At 40.6% G+C, this 23771-nt stretch carries 31 protein-coding genes; 3 read left to right on the forward strand and 28 right to left on the reverse strand.

Annotated features, from left to right (window positions below; genetic code table 11):
* Positions 1 to 350: 350 nt before the first annotated feature.
* The 5 genes from PZE06_RS21370 to PZE06_RS21390 all read right to left on the reverse strand — a co-directional run bounded on the left by PZE06_RS21370 (position 351) and on the right by PZE06_RS21390 (position 2976).
* A complete protein-coding gene (locus PZE06_RS21370) occupies positions 351 to 494 on the reverse strand; it encodes a hypothetical protein (RefSeq protein WP_191963549.1) in 144 nt (47 codons plus the stop codon).
* A 145-nt stretch (positions 495 to 639) separates the two neighbouring features.
* On the reverse strand, positions 640 to 1242 hold the full coding sequence (locus tag PZE06_RS21375) for a sigma-70 family RNA polymerase sigma factor (RefSeq protein WP_151025798.1): 603 nt from the start codon (positions 1240 to 1242) through the stop codon (positions 640 to 642).
* Positions 1243 to 1477: 235 nt separating this feature from the next.
* A complete protein-coding gene (locus PZE06_RS21380; RefSeq protein ID WP_191963550.1) occupies positions 1478 to 1639 on the reverse strand; it encodes a hypothetical protein in 162 nt (53 codons plus the stop codon).
* An 11-nt stretch (positions 1640 to 1650) separates the two neighbouring features.
* Positions 1651 to 2796, reverse strand: coding sequence for an AimR family lysis-lysogeny pheromone receptor (locus tag PZE06_RS21385; protein ID WP_151025799.1), 1146 nt, complete (start codon positions 2794 to 2796; stop codon positions 1651 to 1653).
* 15 nt (positions 2797 to 2811) lie between these two features.
* Entirely contained in the window at positions 2812 to 2976 is a 165-nt protein-coding gene (locus tag PZE06_RS21390) for a helix-turn-helix domain-containing protein (protein WP_151025800.1), read from the reverse strand.
* A 133-nt stretch (positions 2977 to 3109) separates the two neighbouring features.
* On the opposite strand from PZE06_RS21390, the gene PZE06_RS21395 reads away from it, so the two are divergent.
* A complete protein-coding gene (locus PZE06_RS21395) occupies positions 3110 to 3370 on the forward strand; it encodes a helix-turn-helix transcriptional regulator (RefSeq protein WP_151025823.1) in 261 nt (86 codons plus the stop codon).
* 34 nt (positions 3371 to 3404) lie between these two features.
* Here the strand turns inward: PZE06_RS21395 and PZE06_RS21400 are convergent, their stop codons facing one another.
* The 17 genes from PZE06_RS21400 to PZE06_RS21480 form a co-directional block, all read right to left on the reverse strand.
* The gene (locus PZE06_RS21400) at positions 3405 to 4388 is read right to left on the reverse strand and encodes a toprim domain-containing protein (RefSeq protein ID WP_151025801.1); all 984 of its coding nucleotides are present in this window, start codon (positions 4386 to 4388) and stop codon (positions 3405 to 3407) included.
* A 29-nt stretch (positions 4389 to 4417) separates the two neighbouring features.
* On the reverse strand, positions 4418 to 5764 hold the full coding sequence (locus PZE06_RS21405; protein WP_151025802.1) for an AAA family ATPase: 1347 nt from the start codon (positions 5762 to 5764) through the stop codon (positions 4418 to 4420).
* A 72-nt stretch (positions 5765 to 5836) separates the two neighbouring features.
* On the reverse strand, positions 5837 to 6022 hold the full coding sequence (locus PZE06_RS21410) for a hypothetical protein (RefSeq protein ID WP_151025803.1): 186 nt from the start codon (positions 6020 to 6022) through the stop codon (positions 5837 to 5839).
* A gap of 35 nt (positions 6023 to 6057) precedes the next feature.
* Entirely contained in the window at positions 6058 to 6516 is a 459-nt protein-coding gene (locus tag PZE06_RS21415; protein WP_151025804.1) for a hypothetical protein, read from the reverse strand.
* On the reverse strand, positions 6513 to 6944 hold the full coding sequence (locus tag PZE06_RS21420) for a YopX family protein (RefSeq protein ID WP_151025805.1): 432 nt from the start codon (positions 6942 to 6944) through the stop codon (positions 6513 to 6515). Before PZE06_RS21420 ends, PZE06_RS21415 begins: the two co-directional genes overlap by 4 nt.
* Positions 6941 to 7720 (reverse strand): P-loop NTPase family protein, encoded by a 780-nt coding sequence (locus PZE06_RS21425; RefSeq protein WP_151025806.1) that lies wholly within the window; start codon positions 7718 to 7720, stop codon positions 6941 to 6943. The genes PZE06_RS21420 and PZE06_RS21425 overlap by 4 nt, the downstream gene beginning before the upstream one ends.
* A 534-nt stretch (positions 7721 to 8254) precedes the next feature.
* A complete protein-coding gene (locus tag PZE06_RS21430) occupies positions 8255 to 8905 on the reverse strand; it encodes a hypothetical protein (RefSeq protein ID WP_151025807.1) in 651 nt (216 codons plus the stop codon).
* A 23-nt stretch (positions 8906 to 8928) separates the two neighbouring features.
* The gene (locus tag PZE06_RS21435; protein ID WP_191963551.1) at positions 8929 to 9318 is read right to left on the reverse strand and encodes a hypothetical protein; all 390 of its coding nucleotides are present in this window, start codon (positions 9316 to 9318) and stop codon (positions 8929 to 8931) included.
* Positions 9311 to 9679, reverse strand: a complete 369-nt coding sequence (locus PZE06_RS21440) for a hypothetical protein (protein WP_151025808.1) — start codon at positions 9677 to 9679, stop codon at positions 9311 to 9313. Before PZE06_RS21440 ends, PZE06_RS21435 begins: the two co-directional genes overlap by 8 nt.
* The gene (locus PZE06_RS21445) at positions 9676 to 9957 is read right to left on the reverse strand and encodes a hypothetical protein (RefSeq protein ID WP_151025809.1); all 282 of its coding nucleotides are present in this window, start codon (positions 9955 to 9957) and stop codon (positions 9676 to 9678) included. The genes PZE06_RS21440 and PZE06_RS21445 overlap by 4 nt, the downstream gene beginning before the upstream one ends.
* Positions 9958 to 10029: 72 nt before the next feature.
* Positions 10030 to 10332, reverse strand: a complete 303-nt coding sequence (locus tag PZE06_RS21450) for a hypothetical protein (RefSeq protein WP_151025810.1) — start codon at positions 10330 to 10332, stop codon at positions 10030 to 10032.
* Positions 10332 to 10751, reverse strand: coding sequence for a DUF1642 domain-containing protein (locus PZE06_RS21455; RefSeq protein ID WP_151025811.1), 420 nt, complete (start codon positions 10749 to 10751; stop codon positions 10332 to 10334). The genes PZE06_RS21450 and PZE06_RS21455 overlap by 1 nt, the downstream gene beginning before the upstream one ends.
* 87 nt (positions 10752 to 10838) lie before the next feature.
* Positions 10839 to 11123: a hypothetical protein gene (locus PZE06_RS21460; protein ID WP_151025812.1), complete on the reverse strand. Its 285-nt coding sequence runs from the start codon at positions 11121 to 11123 to the stop codon at positions 10839 to 10841.
* 21 nt (positions 11124 to 11144) lie between these two features.
* The gene (locus PZE06_RS21465) at positions 11145 to 11381 is read right to left on the reverse strand and encodes a hypothetical protein (RefSeq protein ID WP_151025813.1); all 237 of its coding nucleotides are present in this window, start codon (positions 11379 to 11381) and stop codon (positions 11145 to 11147) included.
* Between the two features lie 417 nt (positions 11382 to 11798).
* Positions 11799 to 12122 (reverse strand): helix-turn-helix domain-containing protein, encoded by a 324-nt coding sequence (locus PZE06_RS21470; protein ID WP_275792039.1) that lies wholly within the window; start codon positions 12120 to 12122, stop codon positions 11799 to 11801.
* An 80-nt stretch (positions 12123 to 12202) separates the two neighbouring features.
* Positions 12203 to 13306 (reverse strand): hypothetical protein, encoded by a 1104-nt coding sequence (locus PZE06_RS21475; RefSeq protein ID WP_151025815.1) that lies wholly within the window; start codon positions 13304 to 13306, stop codon positions 12203 to 12205.
* A gap of 166 nt (positions 13307 to 13472) precedes the next feature.
* Positions 13473 to 14429, reverse strand: coding sequence for a tyrosine-type recombinase/integrase (locus PZE06_RS21480; protein WP_151025816.1), 957 nt, complete (start codon positions 14427 to 14429; stop codon positions 13473 to 13475).
* Positions 14430 to 14777: 348 nt separating this feature from the next.
* Here PZE06_RS21480 and PZE06_RS21485 point away from each other — a divergent pair, with 348 nt between their 5' ends.
* Positions 14778 to 15203 carry a DUF2621 domain-containing protein gene (locus PZE06_RS21485; protein ID WP_095308394.1) on the forward strand — a complete coding sequence of 142 codons (426 nt, stop codon included), beginning with the start codon at positions 14778 to 14780 and terminating at the stop codon, positions 15201 to 15203.
* Positions 15204 to 15448: 245 nt separating this feature from the next.
* Here PZE06_RS21485 and PZE06_RS21490 read toward each other — a convergent pair whose 3' ends face one another.
* The 6 genes from PZE06_RS21490 to PZE06_RS21515 all read right to left on the reverse strand — a co-directional run bounded on the left by PZE06_RS21490 (position 15449) and on the right by PZE06_RS21515 (position 22056).
* Positions 15449 to 16096: a hypothetical protein gene (locus PZE06_RS21490; protein ID WP_191963552.1), complete on the reverse strand. Its 648-nt coding sequence runs from the start codon at positions 16094 to 16096 to the stop codon at positions 15449 to 15451.
* A 149-nt stretch (positions 16097 to 16245) separates the two neighbouring features.
* Positions 16246 to 16734 (reverse strand): CcdC family protein, encoded by a 489-nt coding sequence (locus tag PZE06_RS21495; protein ID WP_151025817.1) that lies wholly within the window; start codon positions 16732 to 16734, stop codon positions 16246 to 16248.
* A 206-nt stretch (positions 16735 to 16940) separates the two neighbouring features.
* The gene (locus tag PZE06_RS21500) at positions 16941 to 17300 is read right to left on the reverse strand and encodes a response regulator (RefSeq protein WP_151025818.1); all 360 of its coding nucleotides are present in this window, start codon (positions 17298 to 17300) and stop codon (positions 16941 to 16943) included.
* A 407-nt stretch (positions 17301 to 17707) separates the two neighbouring features.
* Complete coding sequence (locus tag PZE06_RS21505) at positions 17708 to 18415, reverse strand: cytochrome c biogenesis CcdA family protein (protein WP_151025819.1); 708 nt, start codon at positions 18413 to 18415, stop codon at positions 17708 to 17710.
* Positions 18416 to 18521: 106 nt separating this feature from the next.
* The gene (locus PZE06_RS21510; RefSeq protein WP_151025820.1) at positions 18522 to 20303 is read right to left on the reverse strand and encodes an ABC transporter ATP-binding protein; all 1782 of its coding nucleotides are present in this window, start codon (positions 20301 to 20303) and stop codon (positions 18522 to 18524) included.
* Positions 20293 to 22056: an ABC transporter ATP-binding protein gene (locus tag PZE06_RS21515; protein ID WP_151025821.1), complete on the reverse strand. Its 1764-nt coding sequence runs from the start codon at positions 22054 to 22056 to the stop codon at positions 20293 to 20295. Before PZE06_RS21515 ends, PZE06_RS21510 begins: the two co-directional genes overlap by 11 nt.
* Positions 22057 to 22921: 865 nt before the next feature.
* On the opposite strand from PZE06_RS21515, the gene PZE06_RS21520 reads away from it, so the two are divergent.
* Complete coding sequence (locus PZE06_RS21520) at positions 22922 to 23629, forward strand: hypothetical protein (RefSeq protein WP_191963553.1); 708 nt, start codon at positions 22922 to 22924, stop codon at positions 23627 to 23629.
* Positions 23630 to 23771: the final 142 nt, after the last annotated feature.

The following is a 23771-nucleotide window of genomic DNA, read 5'->3' on the forward strand; positions in this document are numbered from 1 at the left end:
CAATAGGTACGGACTCAACCACAACTCCGCCGTACGGGTTTTTCGCGAGCATGGCGTCCCACGCCCGTCGCAAGTTATCGAATAGCAAGTCGAAACCATATCAGCGTTATTAGCGTAATGTGGCGACAGAATTACTTAACGACTGCCTCAATAACCTCCGACGGACGCCGGCTTATTCGCCGCTCGCCTTCCACGCCGCGCCAATGATATAGGCGATAAGCATTGCGCAATATATCGTAATCGCCCCCGTCATTTGCTCACCGCCCAACTATTTCCGTAAAATGCAACGTACATAGCTTCGATTTGTTTGCGTTTCTTAATGCGTTTGATTTCGTTTAAATCGACGACATTCATCCGAGTCGCACCGCCTTTATTGATGACATATAGTCGGCAACTGGTTTGCCCTCATAAATTCGATTAGGGTCGTGAGTAATTCGTTCTATTTTTCGTTGCAATAACGTTTTATTATCAATCGCTAGATTTCGCTTTATCATCGTAAAGCACTCCTTTTGTCCCTTGAAATTTGTCGCAAAATTTTGTACGCTTAAAAACGTGTTGCTTATAGCCAACTAGACTCATTTAACGTATAATGAGTAACGGGGATAGGACGTATTGTCTAAACGCCTTATCCACCAAAAATTAAAGCGCGACTAAATAGTCGGTGTAATCTCCGTGCTGTTTAGGGTCAAACTTCGCTGCCAGGCGAGTTAATGCGCGTAATACTTTCGAATGGTGCCAGCCTAATTCCTTCGCGATTGCCGTCGCTGTTGGTTTCGGGTGGTTGAGGAACGCTTCAACGATTGCCGTCGTTGTTTCGTCCGCACCGTCGAGAAGGGAGTCGATCAGTTGCCGCTGGTCGGCTCTTTTCTTTGCGGTGACATATTCCTCGAGATTAAATTCGTCGGCGATTTCGAAAGTTGCCGCTTCCGCGCCGTCGATTTTTAAGACCTCTGAAGTTCTTAATCTATTACTCTTGCGGTATAAATCGCACCGCCTCCGTACAATGTTAACGTTTAGGTAATGTTCGAAGTTTCCGACCGATTGCCAAGTGCGTATACTTTCGATTAATGCGTCCTCATAAACCGCGATTACGTCCCAAACCGTAGACCTTACCGACTTGCTTACCGCTTCTAAATTGTTCCATTTCTGCGAAACAATCTGATAGATTTCCGTAAACACTTCGTCTCTTTTCGTTTTTTGGTAGATTAATACCAGTTCATTTAGTTGTTTTGTTCTATTCAAATTAAACACTCCTTTTTTAGCTTTCACAATATTAAACGAACGTAATTTTAATACCGCGCAATTTTTTATACGTTAATTAACGTACTTGATGAAATAAATATACCACCGCTTGTCCGAATATTTTAGAAAGTTTAGTATTTTTTATTTTTGGGAAAACGTTCAATTTATGTAAAAGAATAGAAAAAAAGAAGGGTTATCAGCCCTTCTTTAGATGTGCTTGGGTATTAATTAAATTTTACAGTCCGCCAGGACCGGGGTCATACGCTGTTTTTTCTACTGGAATACTTTTTAGTCCTCCTTTTCCGGGGTCAGCAACTTCTTTACCACCGGAAAGAGCTCCTAGTCCTCCTAACAATAGTGCTGCGATGATTACACTGCCGATAATTTTTTTCTTCATCTAATCCACTCCTAATCTTGCATTAATAATTTCGCAATAGAAGCAAACATGGGGTCATCTTTAACGAAACGATATGGTAAATTTGCAAAAAACTTACCGTTTTGTTTTGTAAAGCAGACTATTGATTGCACAAATAAAGATTTATCGCCGGTGGCTAGTCCTTTGTAATATAATTTAAAGCCGTTCACTCCAACTTGTTCAATCACCGAATCGATTAATCTAATTGACTCCTCCTTATCTCCCATCAGTGCTTCAAAATGCGCTATTTCGGAAATGTCGCTTGTTATTGGTCTCTTACTATGTTTCATCCAGACGTTTTTTACGAATGGAATGTCGTTTTCATCTACTATTTTCGCGTCTTCCATTCTACCTAGATTAATTAGCAAGTCCCTATATTTAATGATATTACCCAAGCACTCATCATAGTTATCTAACAAGTGCGACATTCCTACTATATAAAACGAATGAGCAGTCAAAGTTGCGCAAAAATCCGATGAAATTATTTCTTTTGCATATATTCTTGCTTCTTCCGGTTTATTATAAGTATACAGATTTACATATGAAAGTAATTCTTTAATTCTAATTTCAAAAGAATCTTTTATAAAATCTTCGTCAATTTCATTCAAGGTATCCATTAAGCCCTCAACGACCGCTGCCATCGAATTATAGTCGCCAAAACGATGTTTGCAACTAGCTTCTAAAATACTCATTAACATTTTTAATTCAACAGATTTCGGTGAAAAGGAGCGTATTTCGTTTGAAACTTTTGAGATAGGTTCTTTTCTTAAATACATAACTTGTATTTTATATGCTGTTGTCCACTCCAATAACTCTTGATTATTGTGAAATTGTATTACTCGGCTTATTAACTCGTCAAGGTCATCAACAAGTTTATTAACTGCAAGAAATTCCATTGCGTATCTGACATTTTTAGGTTGTTGCAAATTCATACACCAAGTTTTAAAAATATTAAAATAATTGCTTTTAAAAATAAATTTCGCAATTTTTAATAAAGTAGGAAACTTCAATTCTGTTCCCTTCTTAAAATGCGACAGAGCGCTGTTAGTAATACCGGCTGCTTTTGCTATATCCGCCCATGAAATTTTTGGTTCGATTGTATCTAAAGCTTCTTCAATTGTAGAAAGTATCACTAACACTCAACACCCTTCTAATTACTTCTTTTTCTTTGGATTCTCTTGTGTTTTATCAATTACCCATACATTTCCGATTTTCTTTGCTTTTACTTTTCCTTCCGCGCATAAATTTTTTATGTACTTCGGACTCAACCCCCATAACTTAGCAGCATCTTCTACTCCTATCATATTTTCAAGGGTCATTGTTAACACTCCTTCTGAATGTGCCTAAGCGCACCTTTTATAAACTAACTATAACATGTGCGTTTGCGCATGTAAAGAAAATATTGTCAATAAATCTAAAATAAGTTAATATGAATTTGCATCCCATTTGGAGGTGTTTGTTACGTATAAAGTCGGAAGATGCCGTATACAGGAGCTTCTTGACGACCGAGGTTTAACGCAACAAGACCTCGCCGATAAAACCGGTATGAGTAAGCAGTACATTAACGATAAGATACACAACCGAAAGGGCAAACACGGAATGTGGATAGACAGCGCAAAGACTATCGCGGCTGCTCTCGGTTGTGCAATCGATGACTTGTACGAATGGATACCGGCAGAAAAGGAAGCGAAAGGTAAGAGCGAACGAAAGTAATTTCGTAGCCTTACCGCGGGCAAGTGTACGTTAATTAACGTATTTTTAAATTCAGCGATTTGCGTCCTTCCGACTTTTTGACCGCATCCCTCAACGCCTGCACTCCGAACCGCACCAACGCCTCATTTGCGTCTTTTACCCGACTGTCAACATACGCATTATTCAATCGCATATAGCCACGCATGTATCGCTCAATTTCCGCTCGCAGTTTGCCGCCTGCTTTATCGTTGTCTGTTGCGATAATTAAGTCCTCGATAGGCGACCGAAGCAGCACGTCGCGCTTGTACTCGTTAAAACTCGAGCCGCCAACCGCCACGGCTGCATACCCAACTTCCCGCCAACTCATCGCATCAATTTCCGCCTCGCAAATCACCGTTTGGCTCGCCGCATGGTCAATGCCGTAAATTAATTCTCGTATTGGTCTTGCGTCGGGCGAATTCGCGTACCAAAAAGCCTTTCCGTAAGTTTTGCGGTACTTTACGTTTGCCAGTCGCCCGTCCGCCAATCGCCACGGAATCACGACCGCTTTATTTCCTGCGTCGTGCAAGACGCCCATTTGCCGCTGGACGTCCGGGCTGATTCCGCGTTTTAATAAATAATCGTAATTCTCGGCATACGGCGCCAAGATGACGTTATTCAACGACTGTCTACCTCGCTGAATTCGCAGGCGAATCGGTTTAAGTTTTATATCGTCGGCTGTGTAATCGTTTCCATAGGCGCAAAGTAGGTAATCTTCCGTTTCCTCGTAGGTCTCATTGCGGAGGAATGCGAGCAGTTTAACAAAGTTGCCGCTTTGCCATTCCGCGTCGTATGCTCCGCTGTCCGACCATGTGCCTGGCGGATAATCGCCATATGGTTCGAGGCGAACGAAAAAACTTGGCGTTTGGTCGTAGCGAAAAGGACTTGCTGCGATTAATTTGTCGGTTGACCAACGCGGCCGTGTCCACTCGAACGCTTCTAACTCTGCGCGCACGTCAACGTCGACCGTTTGTCCTCGTATTTTAATTGTATTCGACATAGTTTTGCGTTTCCCCTCCCTCGCGCGCATTAAAAGTCGAAATGACTCGCCTCCGCTTCGCCTGTTTCCATTTCTTTTAAAACACCGTAATCAAATAGCGCCGTAAGTTCTAAAGTAAAGTCCTCGCCACCATTACGCCCTTTTTCAATTCCAACCATCGCAATCCCTTCTTTTTCTACGCTATCAAAACCGATTAAATTTGTCGCAATGTCGAGTAGTCTCATTGACGTCTTGACTTGGTCGCGAGTAGGCAGTTTTAGTTCGCGATTACCTTCATCGTCTCGTTTCTTTTTTTCAACCGATGCCTGCACGGTATAAAACCCAACGACGTCATTGTCGCCTATAATTTGCTCAAAACGAGACGCTGCTTGCTCTGCCGCACCTCCTGTAGTTTTGTTAACGTTTTTGCCGTAAACGTCATTTAAACCGTAGAAAGGGTCGATAAACACCGCGTCAATTTCCCCTTGCAATAATTCTCGTTCAAGGTCGTCTAGTGTACGGGTTAATTCGCTACTGCTTTTTCCTTGAAAATAAAGTTGTCCGGGGTAATACTCGTCAAGTAGTTCGACCACCTCTACAAATTTATCTCGGATTTCATCGTCTAAATTTCCCGACAATATCCGCTTGTTTGGAAGTCCTAGCTTTCGTCCTAATTCGTCGGTTAATAACTCGTCGTTAGCAGTAGCGACACTGATTAACCTCGAAATCCAAACGTATTCTTTAACCTCAAACGACTTTACGAGTACGTTAGCGCCTTGTCGGAGCAACGAATCTACTATTTTTATCGCAAGGTAAGTTTTTCCCCGACCAGATTCGCCTATTATTCCGTACACATCACCACTAAACCATCCGCTGATTTCTGATGTCAGACGAGGAAACGGCGTGTCCCATCGCTTAAAAGATTTTCCGACCTCCCGTTTTTTATACTCCGCTAAAAATTCCGACTTTATTTCTTCGAGTGTTCGTCCTATTTTTTCACGAACGTTTGTTCTAATTTTAATCGATTCGACTTCGGATTGCAACCATTCAAAGAACGAAAAAATATCCTTAAACCCAAGTTCCTCGTACTTCTTCGGTATTTCATTTTCCGCCAACTCCACGAATTCGAGCATCGCCGATTGTTCCTTAACCTTACGCGTCAAATATTCGTAGCTGTCGCCTACTTGTGGCGCATAAACAAAATCGGGACAATTATCCGACACGACAGCGTATGATGGCGCCTGCCCGCGATTCTGCGCTGCGTAGTCGTTGATAAAACGAAAGACCTGCCTATCGCCTTCCGTTGGAAGCATGCGCTCGGTGATGCCGAAACGGGTTAGCGCTTGGACGTCGTTGTTATCGATAACTTTCGAAAATAATAGTTGTGCTTCGTGCATGCGTTCGCCCTCCTTTTTTAATTTGTAGAACGTGGCAAATACTTCTGCAAAGTAGTTTCTTCGAACTGTGCATTAATCATCAAACTCTGTATTGTTGTCACACCGTTCACACCATAGTATCTGTTCTATATACTCGTTCATTGTTCCATATTGCCGAATATCACCATAAAGAGATATTTTATCGTTTTTTCTTTTATAATCATCACCTGTAATTATTTCATTGCCACAGTTATTGCAACGAATTGTAAAACCTGCCATCTAATCACCCTCCTTACTTCGCAGTTTTTTTTCGATTACTCCTTACCTACCAACTTCTTCAACTCCGCATCTATCGCCATTATCCGCGCACCATAAGCTTCGTCATTCGTCCGCTCCATCGCCTTCCGGTACCACTCACGCATATCTAGCAAGTTATCGATTTGCTCGACGCGCTCCTGCCGCTCGGTCTTACGCCTCTCAGCCAATTCCCTTGCGGTCGGCTTGCGCGGCTGAAACAACGTCGCGAAATCAATTCCGACAATTAAATCGGTCGCATCAAACGCCTGCTCTCCCGCCGGCGTCAAGTCGCTTTCATCCGCTTCTAGCCATTCCGCAGTCACGACGTCGTGCAACTCGTAAACTAACTCCGTCCATTGCTCGTTGGGGTATGCGTAATCTTCGCGTCGGTAGCCGTCGACTTGGAACACGCGTGGCCAGTAACCGGCAACATAGACGCGGTCGCCGAACGCAAATTTCGGGTTTATCGGTTTCATTCGGTCGCCTCCAATAACTCTGGATTTTCGTAAATGTTGCCGATGACACTGTAATTGTTAATCCAGTCGATAGGCGCATGAATTTCTTCATGTTTTCCTTCTATTGTTTTAATTGTGCTGTAATCGAAGGAGCATCCTTGAAAACCGACCTTCCCAATTTGCAAAAATCCTTCTTTACCGTCGTAATCGACTATTCCACCACCACTGTCTCGGTTAGGGACATATTCATCTTCTTGCCAAACTTTTAAAATATCCCCCTCATAAATTTCCTTCCCGTTTTTGTCTTTTAAACCTGTGTACTGCATTAATTCGAATTTTCCGAAACCGTAAATCAATCGGTTAAAGTGGTCTCCTAAAGATTCGTTTTCATCAAATTCATACATTCGATTATTTGTCGGTAACCAAGCCCTAAATTTTATTATCCTCACTTTCGCATCCCCCTTTTCGATATACCCTCAAACTCTATCGTCGCACACATATCGCGCATCCTATCGTACAGCCTCGCGTCAAACACTTGCGCCATATCCTCGATTGGCAAATTCGAAGTATACACGGTCGGAAGTCCGTTCGCCGTGCGGTAGTTGATAATCGTATGCAAATCGCCCCTAAAAGCGTCACTCGCCCCGCGCACACCAATATCGTCAAGGACTGCGAACGGTGCAAGCTTCGCGCGCTCCATCGCTTGGTAATACGGACGGCTATACTGCTCGGCGATGTCCTGCGGAATGTTACCGCGATTGAATCCGAGAAACAACGTTTGCCAATTATTTACGTCCAAAAAATACGCCGGCTGCTGCAACGGTTGCTTGCCTCGTTTAATCGAGCCGATGTAATGTGCGATTAGCCACTCGTTTAGCACGGCGCTTGCCGTCGTAGTTTTGCCGGTACCGGGCGATTCCGACCAAAGGTACAGCGACTTAATCCGCCCCGAGTTTTCCGAGAATTGTCGTTCAAATGTCGCAACATAAGCGTCGATTAATCGATAAGCCTCCGTCTGACTCGCGCGCGCTGGCGAATTTGCTACCGTGGTTAGTCGATAATCAGCCGGCACATTGGCGAGCCCAGCACGCCCCGACTTGCCGGTCATGCCATGCATACCGATAAAGTGCGAACAAGTGCGATTACACGACGGCGAGTTTGCGAGTTTGCAGTGTGCCAATAATATGCAGTGCTGCGCATGAGTATTTTCGTGTGTGTTCGTCAAAGTGTTGCGCCTCCTTCCGTGTAGTTCGTTTTTCGATAGTACGTTGATACTTCGCCCGTCGGCGTTTGTCTGCGCCTTTAACGCGTGGCTCATCGTATCTCCCGTCCATCGTTCAATCCCAACCGCCGTAAGTTTTATTTACTTCGACTTTCAGCCGTCGGTTTAACGTCAAGAACGTTCACTTCCGATTGTTTTGTCCGCGATAACAAAAGCTTGACCTATTACTAACGCGAGCATTACGGAAAATATGATTCTCACGGGTGTCGGGCCGTGATTTAATACCGCCCATACTGCGAAAATAGTAAAACTGCCCATGAATAGCGACTCCAAAACGAATAACAATACGTTAATAAATCGATTCAACACTCCACGCTCCTTTCCGTTCGGCTTCCGTCATGCCTGCGCGATTAAACACGCAAGCCTGCTCGCCTATCATTTTCGGCTGTAATTCCGCAGTCGTATAACGCTTGCCTACTACGCTTACGATTGCGGATGAGTTGCCTTCGGTTAGATTTCGTACGGCTTGTACGATTGTCATTCGGCGTCACCATCGCGTGTATCATCAATCACTCTTCCGTAACCCTTCTCGATAAAATTACGCTCAAAGCCAACCGCTATCTCTCCGGTTCTGCCGCTTTTCGTTTTTACGGAGATAGTGTCGTATGACAACACGTCAATTACGTCGCCCTCACGCACCTCCGTCGGCTGTGGAGCGTTAGTATACTCCGCAGGCACTTCGAGTCCTAGCGCACGGCGAAGCGCTATTGCCTTGCCGATGTGAACGTTAAAGCAGTCGGTTGGGGCGCACTTGGCGATTCCTCGGTGTATGACTCTACTTCCGTTTTGATATCTGATTAATGCGACAACAGTCCGCTTTTCTCTATTCACCGAGAATTCTACGACGTAAAAGTTATGATGATATGTCTCGTTTCCTTCCGATGTGTCTCCGTACGCATTAGCGTCTTGACCGCGTTCAATAATTGCTACCACATCACGCTTTGCCATTTCGATGATTTCGTCGCGGTGCTCTTGCGCCATGGTTGGCATGAGGGCGTCCATTTGTTCGTCGAATTTACCTTGCTGATAGCCTTCGTAATAGGCGCGTCGTCTTAACGCTGTTACTGCGGCATCTACATGCGATACCAATTCGTCATAACTTAATTCCGAAAAATTTATGTTTACCATTCCGCATTCCTCCCCGTTTTTAATTAAAGCCAATCGAACAATTCGTCTTCGTCAATCTGCGTTTCCTGTCGTCGTGCTTCCGCCTCCCTCGCCCGCTTAAACTCCGCCAACACTCGCGGCAATATTCGCGCCCGCTGATACGTAAACATAAACGCAAAGTTAAGTCCGGGATACTGCGCCGTCGGACGATACTCCGCGAAGCAAGCGTCAATGAACGCTCGCAAAACTTCCGCGCCGTGTTCGGTTAACATCGTCTTGAGCCAGCGCCCCTCTAATCCGTATGACCGCGTTGTATAGGCGATTCCGTAGCGCTGTTCGTGCGTGTCCTTGAGGTACTGCTGAAACGACGCCACCGTCCAGTCTGCGGTTTCACGATTGCGCCAGTCTTTTGCGGGTGGTTTCCGGTTAGTCATTCGATATCGCCTCCTTTGCGAGTAGGTGTACCTCCCATAGCATATTAACCGAAACATAATCGTAGTTACCCTCTGGGATACGCGATTTTTGTTCGAGTATTTCGATAATATTGCGCAATCTCTCGACCTCCGCAACCAACTTCGGCACGTCCTCGCGAGCGTTGGCGATGAACTCCATATTTTCTTGCGGCCGATTATTTCCGCGCGGATATGGGTCGCCTACTTCGCAGATACAGCCGAATGAATCAGGTTCGTATACGCCTTGTCCTTCCGGTCCGCAAAGTTCAGGCGCTAGTACCCGCGGACCCGCCGTCGCCTTTTCCGCGCGTTCCTTTATCGCTTGTAAATCCTCGTTTGTCATTCGTCATCACATCCGTTGAAGTATCGACTAATCGCCTCGAAAGTCTCCGTCTCGTAGCAATGAACATCGTCAAGCAAATCGTGCGCCTCCGAAAGTAAATCCTCGGCTTGCGATAATTTCTCCGACAATTCTTCGATTTTGTGAAACATCGCGAGGACTAAATTGTCGCCTGCTAGACTACGCCATTCTTCGCCATGTCTCAACGCGTAAAACTTTCCGCCACTGTTCAGTTCATTTACTACCGTATATTTACCGTCATTTAATTCGATTTTTTCCACACGTCATTCCTCCTTAATTTTCACGGCATTTCAGCCGTTGTTTGCCCGCCTAGACCTATTAGTCTCGGACGGTTAATCAATCCGTTTTTCTTCGGCTGTACTCGTCGTTTTCGGGCGCAAATGCCGCGCTTGCTCCGCCATCCTTTTGCGCTGTTCCTCCGTATACACGCGTTCTTTTTTCATCGCCACTTGCTTATCGGACAGCACCGCCTTGACTGCGATTGGGCTGCCGTTGTCGTCAACTTCGAGAACGTCGACGTCGGCTAGCGATTGAAGTTTGCGAATGTGCTTCGGCACGGTCGAGTATGCGCGCCATTCGTTCGTTTCGCTTTCGTATACGAGCGTCGTTTCTTGTTCGCTGCGAGGATACGCCATTATTCGTCAGCCTCCTTCGACGTGGAATCTGCATTGATGCCTTCGATTTTGATTCCGAGGATGTTTAGCGTTCTTCTAACGCCCATTTGTTTACCAATCATACGCTGTCTTTCCGTTGGGGCTAGGTCAGACGCATCATAACGAAGAAAGTTCGCTCCTTCGTAATACTCGCGTAACTTATCTTCGGGCGACTGTTCGATTTCGTAGCCGTTGACGAGTGCGGTTATTATTAAATCTTCGCGCTCTGTCGTTTCGTCCTCTTCGCACCAATCGTGCAATTTTTCGAGTCTGCTGTCCGGTATGCTTTTACGACCTTTTCCGTAATAACGCAAAGATTCGATAATATTAAATAGAGAATACTCCGTTTTGACTGCTCCTAAAACATCGGCAACCTCGCGTGGTAAAGTTACTTTGTTCATACGTCCGTTCCTCCTTTTTATTTAAGTACATTGCGACTACTCACTATCACTTATACCTATCTACATACGCTTTGATTTTCACTTAGTCTACTCTCCATTCTTTTCTGAATATTCGTATCTATATATTTCCAAATGGTCAAAATCAAAATTACCATATCTCATTCTGTCGTAAAGTTTGTTTAATCCACTTTTTAAATTAATCTTACCGTCAAATACTTTTGCATCGCTTCTATACATAGAAAGTTGTACTTCTCCCATTTCTGTTGGTTGTTGGCTCCACCCATTATGTGATGTTTTAGCGAATCCTCTACCTTCAAATCCAACAAGGTAATCATCATCAATTTTTATAATATATTTTTCATCTTTAGCCAAATTACCCACCTGCCTTTAACGTTAATTGTCTAAGATTGCGTGACGCATTGTAGTTAGCAATCTATCGTGGTTTTCTTTTAATTTCAAATATTCATTTCTCCAATACTCTGCTGATTTACCGCCAAATACACCTATTTCACATCTATTGCAGTAATACCAGTAATGATTTATTCCTTCCCATTTAGTCTTACGTGCTTTATCAATTGGGACTTCTTTTCCACAGTGGTCACAACAGACTAACTTTTTTTGTAGTGTCATTATTAAAATCCTCCTTACCTTTCTGCTGATTACAGCAAATTGGTTATTCGTAATACGGTTTAGTAAAATCAGTTGTAATTCTCCCTCCGCATGAACAATCTAATTTAATTACTTCCCATTCATTTTTATCCTCTTTCGAGGGTTCTTTACCACATCTGTCGCATTTCATAGGAAACATTAACTTTTTCTTTTTTGCCATCCTTTTATGTTCCACCTTTCACCCTCATAGTTGAAGAAACTAACCTTCAACATTTTTAAAGTTTTATAGGTTTGTCACCTTGAAAGTTGATTACCCCGACAATGTAATGAAATGGAATTGGCGCAATCTTTTATCTTCTTAAAGATGGTTCTTCTTAAAACATAGTTCTTCTTAGTGTCAAAGTTTGCCGTGTCGGTGATTACGGTGTCAGTACGTATTTACATGGGTTTATTTTCGTCACTCTTAAATATCGCAAGCTGACTAATCGGCAACACCGTATATCGCGTATTTTCCCACCGCCCTTGCTCGTCACGTTCTTTTAACGCATGTACAACCGGCTTACCTTGCCATCTGTACGCCAATAAGTCCGCGATATATTTGTTTGCCGTTTGCCTACTTACGCCAAGCCCTTTCGCAATTTGCGCTTGTGTCGGAAAACATTCACGCTTTTCGTTCATAAACGATGCAATGACGCATAGTGTCGTCCAGTTTTTCGTGCCCATGTCGGCTATGAGTCCGTCACGCACGGCGCCTACGTACATCTTTACGAATATGCGAGTTTCCGTTTTTCCGTCGGGTATTGAATATTCCGATTGCGTTTCGATGGATACGAGTTTTTCGCTCATGACACCGCCTCGCTTTCCGTCGAGTAATACGTTTGTGTGTACGCAGGTAACGGAAATTGCTTGCCGGACGATTCTCGCCATATTTCGATTGAGTGACGTTGGTCGCGTTTTATTTCGTCTACTGTGCGTGGATTAGCGAAACACCAATCGTAGAACTCGCGGTATTCTTCCGATGTTAACCCGTTGACTACCGCCAAGTAATCTACGAGTCTATCGAATTTTTCTTGCGAAAGTTCGAATCGTTGCTTATTCGCCTTGAACCAAAGAAATAAATGCTTATCGTTTTTAGAAATATTCAAATCTAAGCGCATCGGGTAACAATTACCTTTAGTTGTTCCGCCGTGACCTATCGAAATTGGTAAGGCATGTTCTAAGCTAATTTCAGTATAATTTGTTAAAAAACATTGATCATAAGTGTACTCCGTTTTGATTAGATTACACGGAAGGTATTTCTCTTTTGCCCTCCTTTTATGACGGTTAATCGTCATACAGTCTTTGTCTTTTGATGAGTAGAAGCACAACTTACATTTACTTTCTATGCCGTAGGGCTTTCCTTTATTTTGAGCAAAATTACTAATCGGCTCTAAATCCCCGCAGTCACTGCACTGATAGACGATATTGTCTGCCAAGATACCTAAACCTAGGGTATCTAACATTTTGAACATACTACCATATTTATCCTTTATATATTTACTCATTGAATTATCATCTCCTACTCGAGGTAGTAAAGCTTTCTCAAGAAAAGCATCTCTAAGTAAGCAATCCAATGCATCTTGCATTAAACTATCTTTTACAGGGCTAATTAATCTAATGAATTCAATGTCTGATAGGTAATAAATATCTTTTATGTGCTCTTTCTCATACCTATTCACCACCACTTTATAATCAGATGTGATATGACAGCACCTTTCCAATTCCAATCCATTCGGGATGCCATTACTTTCAAAAAGACCGTAGGATTTCAAGGCAGCATTAACACTCCCGAATGACCTTCTAAAAACTGTCCTAACGGTCTCGTAATTATATTTTGAGTTCCCTTTAAGTGACTTTCCTAATTGCATAACGTCAATCCCATCCTCAATCAAATCGTCAATGAGCATTAGCGCTCTTTCTTCTTTACTGTTCAGCGTTTTCTCCTCCTTTTTGACATGGTAACAACTCTTGTTTATTTACGCCTTCACAGAATTAAACGCAATATATTTGAGTTCTGCGCACTTTTACGCAAAAAAAATTCGCCAACCCCGAAAGGCTGACGAAAACAAATCGTTATTTATTTTTAAAAACGTAATTCAATGGCGAGTATACGCTGTGCTGATTTTGCACGTCCATATTCGTCATTTGCACGTATCGACGCACCATGTTCATGTGCGAGTGCCCGAGTATCTTTTGCAGACTGAACGGATCGCCCCCGTTTAGTATGTAGAACAGCGCGCCCGTGTGCCGAAGCGTATGCGGACTTACACGCTTGTCCCTTATTTTCGCAACTTGCCCCGCTACGCGCATGTTATCGCGCAATGTTGCATCGCTTATCTGTTCGCCCTCATACGTTAGAAATACGTACTCATTGCCGAACTCTTCTGTCTCACGCATATACTCCGACAGTAATTTAGCCGTGCGATTACTTATCGGCACATAGCGCCCGACTCTCGTTTTCGTATCCGACGCCTCGAGGTATATCGTCAAGCTTTTAAAATCGACGTTGCTGCGCTTTACGTTAATAAGTTCGCCGACCCTCGCCATCGTATCGAGAAGCACAAACGCCACGACCTTCGTTCGAAACCCCGTATATGTTTCGTCGTTTATGGACGCAATTAACCTTCGAAATTCTTCGGGCGTCAACGCTTCGACTACATCAATTGGCGCTTTTACCGGCTTAAAACGGCGATGAATTGGCTCGTCTATCCAACTTTTGTCCTCGTAACAATAGCGTAAAAACGCTCTTACTGTCCGCACGCGAATATTAACCGTAGCAGGCGCGTAGTCCTTTTCTTCGAGCATCCACGAAATCCATTCCGTAAATGTGTCCGTCGTCATTTCTTGCGCGGACAAATCCCGTCCGATGTAGTCGATTAAGTATTCGAAATGTTTAACGTGTTCGTCGAGCGTGCGTTTCGCCAAACCTTCGCCCTTTTTAACGAGCATAAATTCGTCAAACATTTCTGACATGAGCAGCGCAACATCGTCAGTGTGTTCGCGCTTATACCTTCGTATTCCTTTCCGCAAAATAAAAACTCCCTTCGACTATTTTTAAACCGCAAGAGTCACGCGAAAACCGTACGGATGATTGACCGAAAAACCGCTCGCAACGTTGATGTGACGCTGATTGTGCGTGTTGATTGTGCGGACTGACAAAACGTAAACTTCAAAACCGTCTGTGTCCTGCGTGCCAGGATAGCTGGGTTCGATTCCCAGGCGGTCCCGCCAATAAACTATTGTTTTTAAAGCGCCCGACACCATAGGGAGCTTTTTTCATGTTTGGATGATGTAATTGACTTAATACTCATACCTTGTCTAATCATTGCCATAACGTCTATAATAATGGTGATATGATACTTAATGTAGGTGAATGTAATGTTAGAAGGTTGGTTTGCTTGGTTTATTGTCATTTGGGTTTTCGTGTTCACTGGAGCAATGGCTATTGGTGGTTATTTTATGTTCAGAAAATTCCTGAAAAAACTTCCAAAAGAAGATGGGAAATCGGACATGGAATGGGAAGAATACTATGTAAATCAAACTAGACATTTATGGACTGAAGAGCAAAAAGAATTACTTGAAGATTTAGTAAGTCCTGTTCCTGAACTTTTTCGGGATGTGGCAAGGCATAAAATTGCTGGAAAAATAGGTGAGCTCACTTTAAATGAAAAACGAGACAAGGTGACAGAAGACTTAGTAATTCGCGGATACATATTAGCGACACCAAAAAGAGACCATAAATTTCTTTTAAAGAAACTGAATGAAAAAAAAATCGATATTACGCCCTATCAGCATTTATTTTAAAAATTGATAGGGTAAAAGAGAGTCTCCTTTATACGAATGAGTTCGATCTGGAAGTACACATTGAATAACAGCACATTGTCTTGTAAAGTAGTACTAAATTAAGAACAAAAGCACAAGACACCGTACAAACTTAAGAGGGCTAGTTTTTTTGATATGGGAAACCTATTGTATTCGCACCTCCAGTTGACTTATCTTAGGCTGTAAAAATCCAAATACCAATGTTTGTTAGGCTTTGGTTACTTGCGCTAGATGTAGATACTCTCAATGAAAGTATTAAACACAACTACGATATCTATAATTTCCTCAACAACAAAAATAATAGCAAAAAGGAGCATAATCATTATGCTCCTTTTTGCTATTTTTTGATTTAGTTCATCAATTGTTGTGAAAATTCTTGAGTACATTTCTTCAATGTGTTCATCACTCTTTTCATCATTGTACAAACCATATTCCCATTTTTTAAATGTATCATCTTCTTGTGATGTAAGAATGCCAACAGCATAACTTGTACCTGCAGTCCAATTCGAAGTCTTGTCGTACTCCAACTCGTTCTCTGTAAAAGGAAGAAAATTATCAGTTCCGATAAAGAAAAATGGAATTGTTGAATTTAGATAAATATCTGTATATAGGCTTTCAGAGGCCTCTGACAGCTTATCTTCCCTAATAAAGACCGCATCGTAAAACTTTAATTCTTCAGTTGCTATTTCATCAAATGAAACTTCTGTAAATTCTACTTGTTCCTCCTTTACTTCGGGTCGTTCTCCAATTACTGCTATTCTTAATAAATGTCCTTCATACAGGTCGAAGGTCGGGCTTGAAGTACAACACGTTAGAGCCACTGTTAAAATAAAGAAGATAGAAATTAAATACCTTTTTCCTTTTAATCTTTTCATATGAAAACTCCTTTAGAATATTTTAACATAATATTCCAAATCCTTGTTGCAAAATAAAAAAAATGGGATCCAATTCATTATACGAATTGAACCCCCATTTATAATGCCTTTTTCAATTTGTCGAACTTGATAGTACAGCCAGCCTCTTTTTATACCGTCTTTGTTGGAACATCGTCAAATAACTGCTGCTGCAGTTTCCGATAATTTACATACATCGCAATCCTCCAAGGAACGATCATACCAAATGCTAAGATCCAAAACATCCCACCCAATTGACCGACATCGATCGTTGCGCTTAAAACAAGTTTGGCAAGCACTCTGATGACAAGGAGGCTTATTAAAATGTAGATAAACGCTCTTGAGCGTTTTAAATAAATATCATTATCACGAATTTCAAATTTAGAAGTTTTAATGAGCAAAATCGAAAATAGAAAGCCTACTGTCACTGCTTCAATCATTTCTAATGGGGTGACGCGAAACATTGGAAAAATAAACATTAATGCACCCGTACTCATAAAGATAGGTGGCAAGATAATCTTTTTCGCAGACACGGGTTTTTTGGCAGCTTTCATCCTAACAATCATAGCGAAAATCGCCATGAATACCGCCCCAATTGATGTAATGACCACATAGTCCATAGGAGACATCCTTTACTCTTAATTTCAATATTCTTTCCTACTAGTCAATAAAAAAGCTTTGGCACTTTTTATCAAGATACTCCCTATCATTATATACTAAATAAAAAACAAAAGAGACAAGGATTTGTCTCATCTAAGTGAATTTTACATCATTTTTTAAATACACACAAAAGCCATTCAAGGCAATTCCCTTAAATGGCTTTATATTAGCTTAACACCCGGTTAACTGCTTCTACAACTCTTCCTTCGTCAAAAGGCTTAACAATAAAATCTTTTGCTCCAGCTTCAATTGACTCGACCACCATCTTTTGCTGCCCCATTGCTGAACACATGATCACTTTTGCATGTGGAAATTCTTTTCTAATTTCCTTCATGGCATCAAGACCGCTCATTTCTGGCATTGTAATATCGAGCGTTACTAGATCTGGAGTGAGCTGTCTGTAAAGCTCAACAGCATCCCTTCCATTTTCGCCTTCACCGACAATCTCATGATTTGCCTTTGTTAAAATATTCGATAAAGTCAACCTCATAAACTTTGCATCATCGACTATTAATATTCTCGCCATCGTTGTATACCCCCAGAACTAACACAAAAGAATATCCATTAAAATGATAGATTTATCTTTAACATAAGCTACTTCACGAAGAAGATATCCTTATGGTTAACCTCTTCCAATTCTAGTAAGTACATCTATCAGCTTCAATTTGTGTTACTAAAAAAAATGCTTCAATTGAATCGATTTCACTATGTGTTAACAAATTAAAAAGCAAACAATACTCGTTCTACATAATAAATAAAATTTATAAAAAACAAATGAGCACATGCTTTTAAACATGAAATTGATTCAACTAATAATATAAAGGAAAAAGTTAGAAATTTCAACGAATAGTATCCGACAAATTTCTTATTAATTTGCCAAATTATATCCAATTCCAGAACTATAATAGGGTTAAAAGTCATGTCTTCAACTATTTAAAAACCGAGAAAACCACCAAATAAGCCGGAAAACATTACAATGATCTTCGTCATCCAATCAAAGAACAAGACTACCCCCATCACAATCATAAGATATCCACCAATTTTCATGATTAATACATTATGCTTCCGGATCCACTTCATTTTACCGATAAAGAATGAAAGAACAAAAAACGGAATTGCAAATCCAAGAATATAGGCGATCATATAAACAAGTGCGGAGCTAGGATTGGCTGCTGCTAAAGCAATAACCGACATTAAAATTGGACCTGTGCACGGAGTCCAACCTGCTGCAAACGCAATCCCTATTAAAATAGAACCGAAGTAACCAGAAGGTCTATTTTTAAATTCAAATTTTCGATCCTTCATTAAAAACTCAGGATTTAATATTCCGACAACCATGAGGCCAAAGAATACGATCAGAATCGCTCCCAATTGGCGAATTAAATCTTTATACTGATTGTAAAACTCGCCAATGAAACTTGTTCCAAATCCTATTGCTATAAAAATAACTGAAAATCCTAATAGGAAAAAAAGCGTATGTAAAAGGCTCCTTCTTTGCAGCATTGCATTCTCATTTTTCAATTCCCCCACTGACATCCCTGTAATATAAGAGAGAAACGCGGGGTATAACGGCAAGCAGCAAGGTGAAATAAAGCTAAGGAAGCCAGCCCCGAAAGCAAGAAAGACGTTCACATCTGTCATGACAACAACTCCTGAAAATGGTCTTTTTACTAATCCATTTTAACAAATATCCCTTTAAAATGATATGAAATAGAATATGAACATCCTGTGTCAATCTTACTTGCCATTAACCTACCACATCTTCCAACTTTTCCGTAACACCATTTTGTAGTAAATACATTTTATGGTACAGTCCTTTTTTAGCTAATAGCTCCTGATGTGTTCCTCTCTCAACGATCTCCCCATGATGCAATACTAGAATGAGATTAGCATCTTGAATAGTGGAAAGGCGATGGGCAATAGCAATCGTCGTTCGCCCCTCCCGCATGCGAGCTAAAGCTGTTTGGATCGCCTCCTCTGTCTCTGTGTCAATGTTGGCAGTCGCTTCATCAAGCACTAAAATTTTCGGATTGGCAGCAATCGTGCGTGCAAAGGCAATCAATTGCCGCTGACCACTCGAAAGGGTCGAACCACGTTCCACCACTTGGTGTTCGAATCCATTATCAAGTTTTTCTATAAAGTGATGGGCCTGAACAAATTCAGCTGCTTCTACAACTTCATCCTCTGTTATTTCGCCATTGTGAAGTCGGATATTTTCCTTAATAGTCCCGTAGAATAAAAATGGATCTTGAAGAACAAGGCCTATTTTTGCTCTTAATTCATCCTCTGGATAGTTTCTAATTGATTGTCCATCGATCAGTATTTCCCCGCGCTCAAATTCATAGAAGCGCATCATTAAATTAATAATCGAGCTTTTTCCGCTGCCAGTGTGACCGACAAGTGCTACTGTTTCACCTGGTCTTGCGACAAATGAAATATTTTTTAAAACATCTCTTTTTCCATCATAAGAAAAACTGATATCTTTAAATTCAATTTGTCCGTGAGAAATTTTCCCTCCTTCTAAAGCCTGCTGAGGTGCTAATTCATCTTCATCTAGTAATGTAAAAACCCTTGAAGCGGCTACAATCGCTTGTTGATATAAAGAAAGTCGGGCCATTAAATTGTTAACCGGCTCAAAAAAACGATCAAGATAATTAATAAACGCGTACAAAACTCCAATTTCGACAGGACTATCAAATGAAGTAATGCCGAAGAAGCTTAAAATTAAAATAAGTGCACCGATATAAACTAAATCAATAGCAGGTCGAAGCAATAAACCATCCACACGAATATTTTTCATTCCAGCAAAAAAATGCTTCTCATTAATATCCTCAAATTCTTTCCGAAGCCTTTTTTCCTGTCTAAAAACTTGAATTACGCCCATTCCTTGAAGGGACTCACTAAGCTTTGCATTAAGTTGGCTTAACCTTTCTCTCATATCATGATAAAACTTTGAACTTAAACGTCTATAAGAACGAATAATAAGATAAAGAATCGGCAAAATCAATAAGCAGAATAGCGCAAGCTTCGCATTCAATACGAACATTGCAATCAAGATTCCACCCATTAGAAAGCCGCTTTGAATAAAGGTAACAAGAACAGTCACAAACATTTCTTTAATCGCTTCTGTATCGTTTGTGACTCTTGAGACAATGCTGCCAGCCGGTGTTTTATCAAAATACCTCAACCCTAATGATTGCACTTTTGCAAAAACATCCACTCTCATCGCTTGAATGATTTTCAAAGCAATTTCTTGAAACTTAAGAAGTTGGAAGTATGAAACAAGCACATTTATAATTTGTATGCCCATGTAGGAAGCTCCAAGAATAAGGAGCGGTTCAAAAACAATATTCTTTGGTCTTAAGTAATCATCTATAAAGATGGACACCAGAATAGGTCCAAGAATATCTCCAACAGTTGCGATGAGCAGCAATGTAAAAGCAAGTACAATCGTCTTTATATGAGGCTTCGTGTAAGCAAGTAAGCGGAATAAGACCCGTCTTTGCTCACTACTACTGTTATTTTCCATAAAGCGAACCTCCCTGCTCCACGAGTTCTTCTAACTGTTGACGTACATACATTTCCTTATACCAACCAGCCATTTCCATTAACTCCTCATGGGTCCCTCTTTCTAAAATTTTTCCTTCATCCAATACAACGATAAGATTTGCATGTTGAATAGCGCTCAATCGATGTGCTGTAATGATCGTTGTTTTCCCTTTTCTTTCATGCTTTAAAGCATGTAAAATCTCTTCCTCCGTTTTCGCATCAACAGCAGACAGAGAATCGTCTAATATTAATACTTCCGGTTGCAATAACAGAGCTCTGGCAATCGATATACGCTGCTTCTGACCGCCGGAAAGAGAAACTCCTCTTTCGCCAACAATCGTGTCATAGCCATCTGTAAATTCAAGAATATCATCATGAATATTAGCAATTTTAGCTGCCTTAAAAATTTTCTCCTCGTCAATCAAGGGGTTGGTAAAGGCAATATTTTCACGAATCGTAGCTGAAAATAAAAAATGGTCTTGAGGTACATAACCGATTGCCTCTCTTAATTTTTTAATTTTATATTCAGTGATTGTTCTACCCCCGAAAGTAACTTTGCCATTTTCCAGATCAAACTCGCGAATAAGAAGCTTTAATAATGTTGTCTTGCCCGCACCTGTTTTCCCTACGATTCCTAATGTTTCGCCTTGTTTTAATGAAAAATAAATATCCTGTAATACAGCTTCTTTTTCACCCGGATATATAAATGAAGTAATTTCAAAGTCAATATTCCCACTTGGAACCAAATTAAGCGCGTCCTTCTGTTCTAATACTTCTGTCTTTTCTGCTAATAAACGAGAAACCCGATCATAGGACGCTCTTCCTCTTTCTACAATATTAAAAAGCCAGCCAAAAGCAAGCATTGGCCAAATCAACAACCCTAAGTACGTTGTAAAGGAAATAAGTTCACCTATCGTGATCTCATTATTTAGTACATAACGCGCCCCAAAAACAATGGAAAGAAAAAAGGAGATTCCTATTACAATTGATATCGTTGGGTCAAAAAGAGAATCAATTTTCGCGACAGAAATATTCTTTTGAACCACATCGTCAGATTGTCTGCGAAAATCTTCTATATCTTCTTTTTCCTGCCCAAATGTTTTCAGGACTTTAATTCCGCTTATACTTTCCTGTGTTTTGTCATTTAGGGCAGAAAATGCTTCTTGTGCTTTATGAAAGCGGCGGTGTAGCATATTTCCATACCAACTTGTCAAAATTGCCATTAACGGCATTGGAATAAGGGCAATTAGGGTCAACTTCCAGCTAATCGTCATTGCCATTGCTATAATGACAAAGCCTCCTGTTGCTAAAGAATCCACCAAGGTTAGCACTCCAGCTCCTGCTGTTTGCTGGATCGCCTGCAAGTCATTTGTGGCATGCGCCATCAAGTCCCCTGTTCTTTTTCTTTGATAGAACGATTGTGACATATTTGTAAAATGATCAAATAATTGCTTCCGCAGCTGGCGTGCCAGCTTCACCGCAGAACCGAAAATCATAATTCGCCAATAATAACGCAGAACGTACATAGATAGACCTGCGCCTATTAGTAATCCAATCCATAACAAAAGCTTGCCTACTGCTAATGTCCCTTGGTCAATTTCATCTACGACAATGCCAATAATTTTCGGTGGCACAAGCTGTAAAAAAGCTACCATCAGTAAGAGGACAATCCCCGTTATGTATGCTTTTTTTTCTTGCTTAAAAAACCAGGATAATTGCAAAAAAACTTTCATTTTTTGTCCTCCGTCAACAAAATACTGATTATTTGTGATGCGAAATGTTCATATTTAACAGATAGCGATACTCTAGAAAGAAGATTCTGAATTTAAGTTAACTAACGTATTTTATCAAATAATATTACATTTAGAAAGACTCTTTTTATTTTGAAATGGCGTATGCTTTGGTAAAGTTATTTCTTATTTAAGTACGTTTTTCAAAATAAGAACATTTGTTCTATTTTAACACATCACCCTTTTTTTAGCTAGCGATTTTTATGCGCAAAATAAAAACCACCCTATCATTAAGACAAAGTGGCTTCAATAAGAACTAGAACTGCCTCTCGTTTTCCTCAATCAATATATTTAAATATGATCAATACATTATCTAGAGCACTTTTTGTCACACAAGTGCATGAATATGAGGTTTAAACTTCTAGTCATTCCCATAGCAATAAATAATGACTACGTGCAAGATGAGGAATAGTTCCCTCTTTTGCTGGTTAGTCCTTTGTTTTTCCAATAACTTTCCTCTATTTAACCTTCTTTCAATGAATAATAAGTAAAAAACATAATTTAACTACTCTAGTAATAATTTCTCGAAAAAAACCCGTACTTTGTTTTCATTTTACCATCATAAGTGCTTTTATTTTGTTTTTCCCGATTCTTTAAGGTTCCCTTCAATTTACTGCTTGAGTAAATAGTTTTTCATTTCACATTTGTCAAATAATGGACACAATTGATGTCTTATTTATAAAAAATGAAAGGATTCATTCAATATTTAAAGAATATGTAATTAGATAACCAGAGGAGGGTAGAAGTACATTAAAGGAGTTGAGTTCTATTGAGAAAGCTTGCTACAATTTAATCGATTTTTAGTTTCTTGTTGATTTTAGCACCTAGTACAAACGCTAAAGAAAACGATAGTTATCTAGGTTCCAGTGGAAGTGGAGATAAAAAGATCCAATCATTCGAAGCAGAATCAGATGAGATAAAGGAACTTGTTAAAAAGGTTGAGGATGGAGACACTATTAAGGATATTGATAACCCTCTAAAATCTATGATTTTAATGTCCTCGGGAAGTACTGGAGAGATTTCTAATGTGAAATATGCAGAGAATTCTAAAGTAGTAACTCTTGAAGATGGAAGACAAGTAGAAGAGATCGGGATTTTGGCGGTATCATCTCTTAGTGAAACTGGTCAGGCTAAATATAGCGGGTTAACACAATATGTGTACCTAGCTTATAATAAAGACGGAAAATATTATCAAATTTCTCAGATTAAGTCATGGTGGAGCAGAACCAGTTCAGCATTTACTGTAAAAAAAGGATATCAATATGTTTCTTCCCAAGGCCCAGGTAGGAATGGGCGTCCTACATCATGTTCTAGAGATTGGGATATAGGAACTCCAAAATGGGATGGCAATACTAGTGCTACTTATTCACAGAACTTAATTTCTTCCTGTAAGTACACCTTGTATGATGCAGTTGATGATGTTTCATCCATCGGTGGATACACGAAAGGTGATGTATACAAAAGTGGTTCCAAAGTGTTTTCTAATTTATATTCTCGAGTAACTCCGTCAAATTAATAAAAAGAGGTGAGAGCTAATATGGTACCTATAGTTAGGACACTTGAAAAAGAGTGTTTTATCTATAGGTATTTTTTTATATACTTAAACTTACTAAATAAGAACTAGGGGACAACATGAGTAAAATAACATTTTCAACTAC

Origin of the sequence: Robertmurraya sp. DFI.2.37 (assembly GCF_029211245.1) — a bacterium.
GTDB classification, from domain to species: Bacteria; Bacillota; Bacilli; order Bacillales; family Cytobacillaceae; genus Robertmurraya; species Robertmurraya methanolica_A.

What these genes read in the sequence shown, in the direction of transcription:
- PZE06_RS21370 (WP_191963549.1), bottom strand. Translation starts at nt 494, where the DNA reads ATGATAAAGCGAAATCTAGCGATTGATAATAAAACGTTATTGCAACGA.
- PZE06_RS21380 (WP_191963550.1), bottom strand. Translation starts at nt 1,639, where the DNA reads ATGAAGAAAAAAATTATCGGCAGTGTAATCATCGCAGCACTATTGTTA.
- PZE06_RS21390 (WP_151025800.1), bottom strand. Translation starts at nt 2,976, where the DNA reads ATGACCCTTGAAAATATGATAGGAGTAGAAGATGCTGCTAAGTTATGG.
- PZE06_RS21400 (WP_151025801.1), bottom strand. Translation starts at nt 4,388, where the DNA reads ATGTCGAATACAATTAAAATACGAGGACAAACGGTCGACGTTGACGTG.
- PZE06_RS21405 (WP_151025802.1), bottom strand. Translation starts at nt 5,764, where the DNA reads ATGCACGAAGCACAACTATTATTTTCGAAAGTTATCGATAACAACGAC.
- PZE06_RS21410 (WP_151025803.1), bottom strand. Translation starts at nt 6,022, where the DNA reads ATGGCAGGTTTTACAATTCGTTGCAATAACTGTGGCAATGAAATAATT.
- PZE06_RS21415 (WP_151025804.1), bottom strand. Translation starts at nt 6,516, where the DNA reads ATGAAACCGATAAACCCGAAATTTGCGTTCGGCGACCGCGTCTATGTT.
- PZE06_RS21430 (WP_151025807.1), bottom strand. Translation starts at nt 8,905, where the DNA reads ATGGTAAACATAAATTTTTCGGAATTAAGTTATGACGAATTGGTATCG.
- PZE06_RS21435 (WP_191963551.1), bottom strand. Translation starts at nt 9,318, where the DNA reads ATGACTAACCGGAAACCACCCGCAAAAGACTGGCGCAATCGTGAAACC.
- PZE06_RS21440 (WP_151025808.1), bottom strand. Translation starts at nt 9,679, where the DNA reads ATGACAAACGAGGATTTACAAGCGATAAAGGAACGCGCGGAAAAGGCG.
- PZE06_RS21450 (WP_151025810.1), bottom strand. Translation starts at nt 10,332, where the DNA reads ATGGCGTATCCTCGCAGCGAACAAGAAACGACGCTCGTATACGAAAGC.
- PZE06_RS21455 (WP_151025811.1), bottom strand. Translation starts at nt 10,751, where the DNA reads ATGAACAAAGTAACTTTACCACGCGAGGTTGCCGATGTTTTAGGAGCA.
- PZE06_RS21465 (WP_151025813.1), bottom strand. Translation starts at nt 11,381, where the DNA reads ATGACACTACAAAAAAAGTTAGTCTGTTGTGACCACTGTGGAAAAGAA.
- PZE06_RS21470 (WP_275792039.1), bottom strand. Translation starts at nt 12,122, where the DNA reads ATGTACGTAGGCGCCGTGCGTGACGGACTCATAGCCGACATGGGCACG.
- PZE06_RS21475 (WP_151025815.1), bottom strand. Translation starts at nt 13,306, where the DNA reads ATGCTCATTGACGATTTGATTGAGGATGGGATTGACGTTATGCAATTA.
- PZE06_RS21485 (WP_095308394.1), top strand. Translation starts at nt 14,778, where the DNA reads ATGTTAGAAGGTTGGTTTGCTTGGTTTATTGTCATTTGGGTTTTCGTG.
- PZE06_RS21490 (WP_191963552.1), bottom strand. Translation starts at nt 16,096, where the DNA reads ATGAAAAGATTAAAAGGAAAAAGGTATTTAATTTCTATCTTCTTTATT.
- PZE06_RS21495 (WP_151025817.1), bottom strand. Translation starts at nt 16,734, where the DNA reads ATGGACTATGTGGTCATTACATCAATTGGGGCGGTATTCATGGCGATT.
- PZE06_RS21500 (WP_151025818.1), bottom strand. Translation starts at nt 17,300, where the DNA reads ATGGCGAGAATATTAATAGTCGATGATGCAAAGTTTATGAGGTTGACT.
- PZE06_RS21505 (WP_151025819.1), bottom strand. Translation starts at nt 18,415, where the DNA reads ATGACAGATGTGAACGTCTTTCTTGCTTTCGGGGCTGGCTTCCTTAGC.
- PZE06_RS21510 (WP_151025820.1), bottom strand. Translation starts at nt 20,303, where the DNA reads ATGGAAAATAACAGTAGTAGTGAGCAAAGACGGGTCTTATTCCGCTTA.
- PZE06_RS21515 (WP_151025821.1), bottom strand. Translation starts at nt 22,056, where the DNA reads ATGAAAGTTTTTTTGCAATTATCCTGGTTTTTTAAGCAAGAAAAAAAA.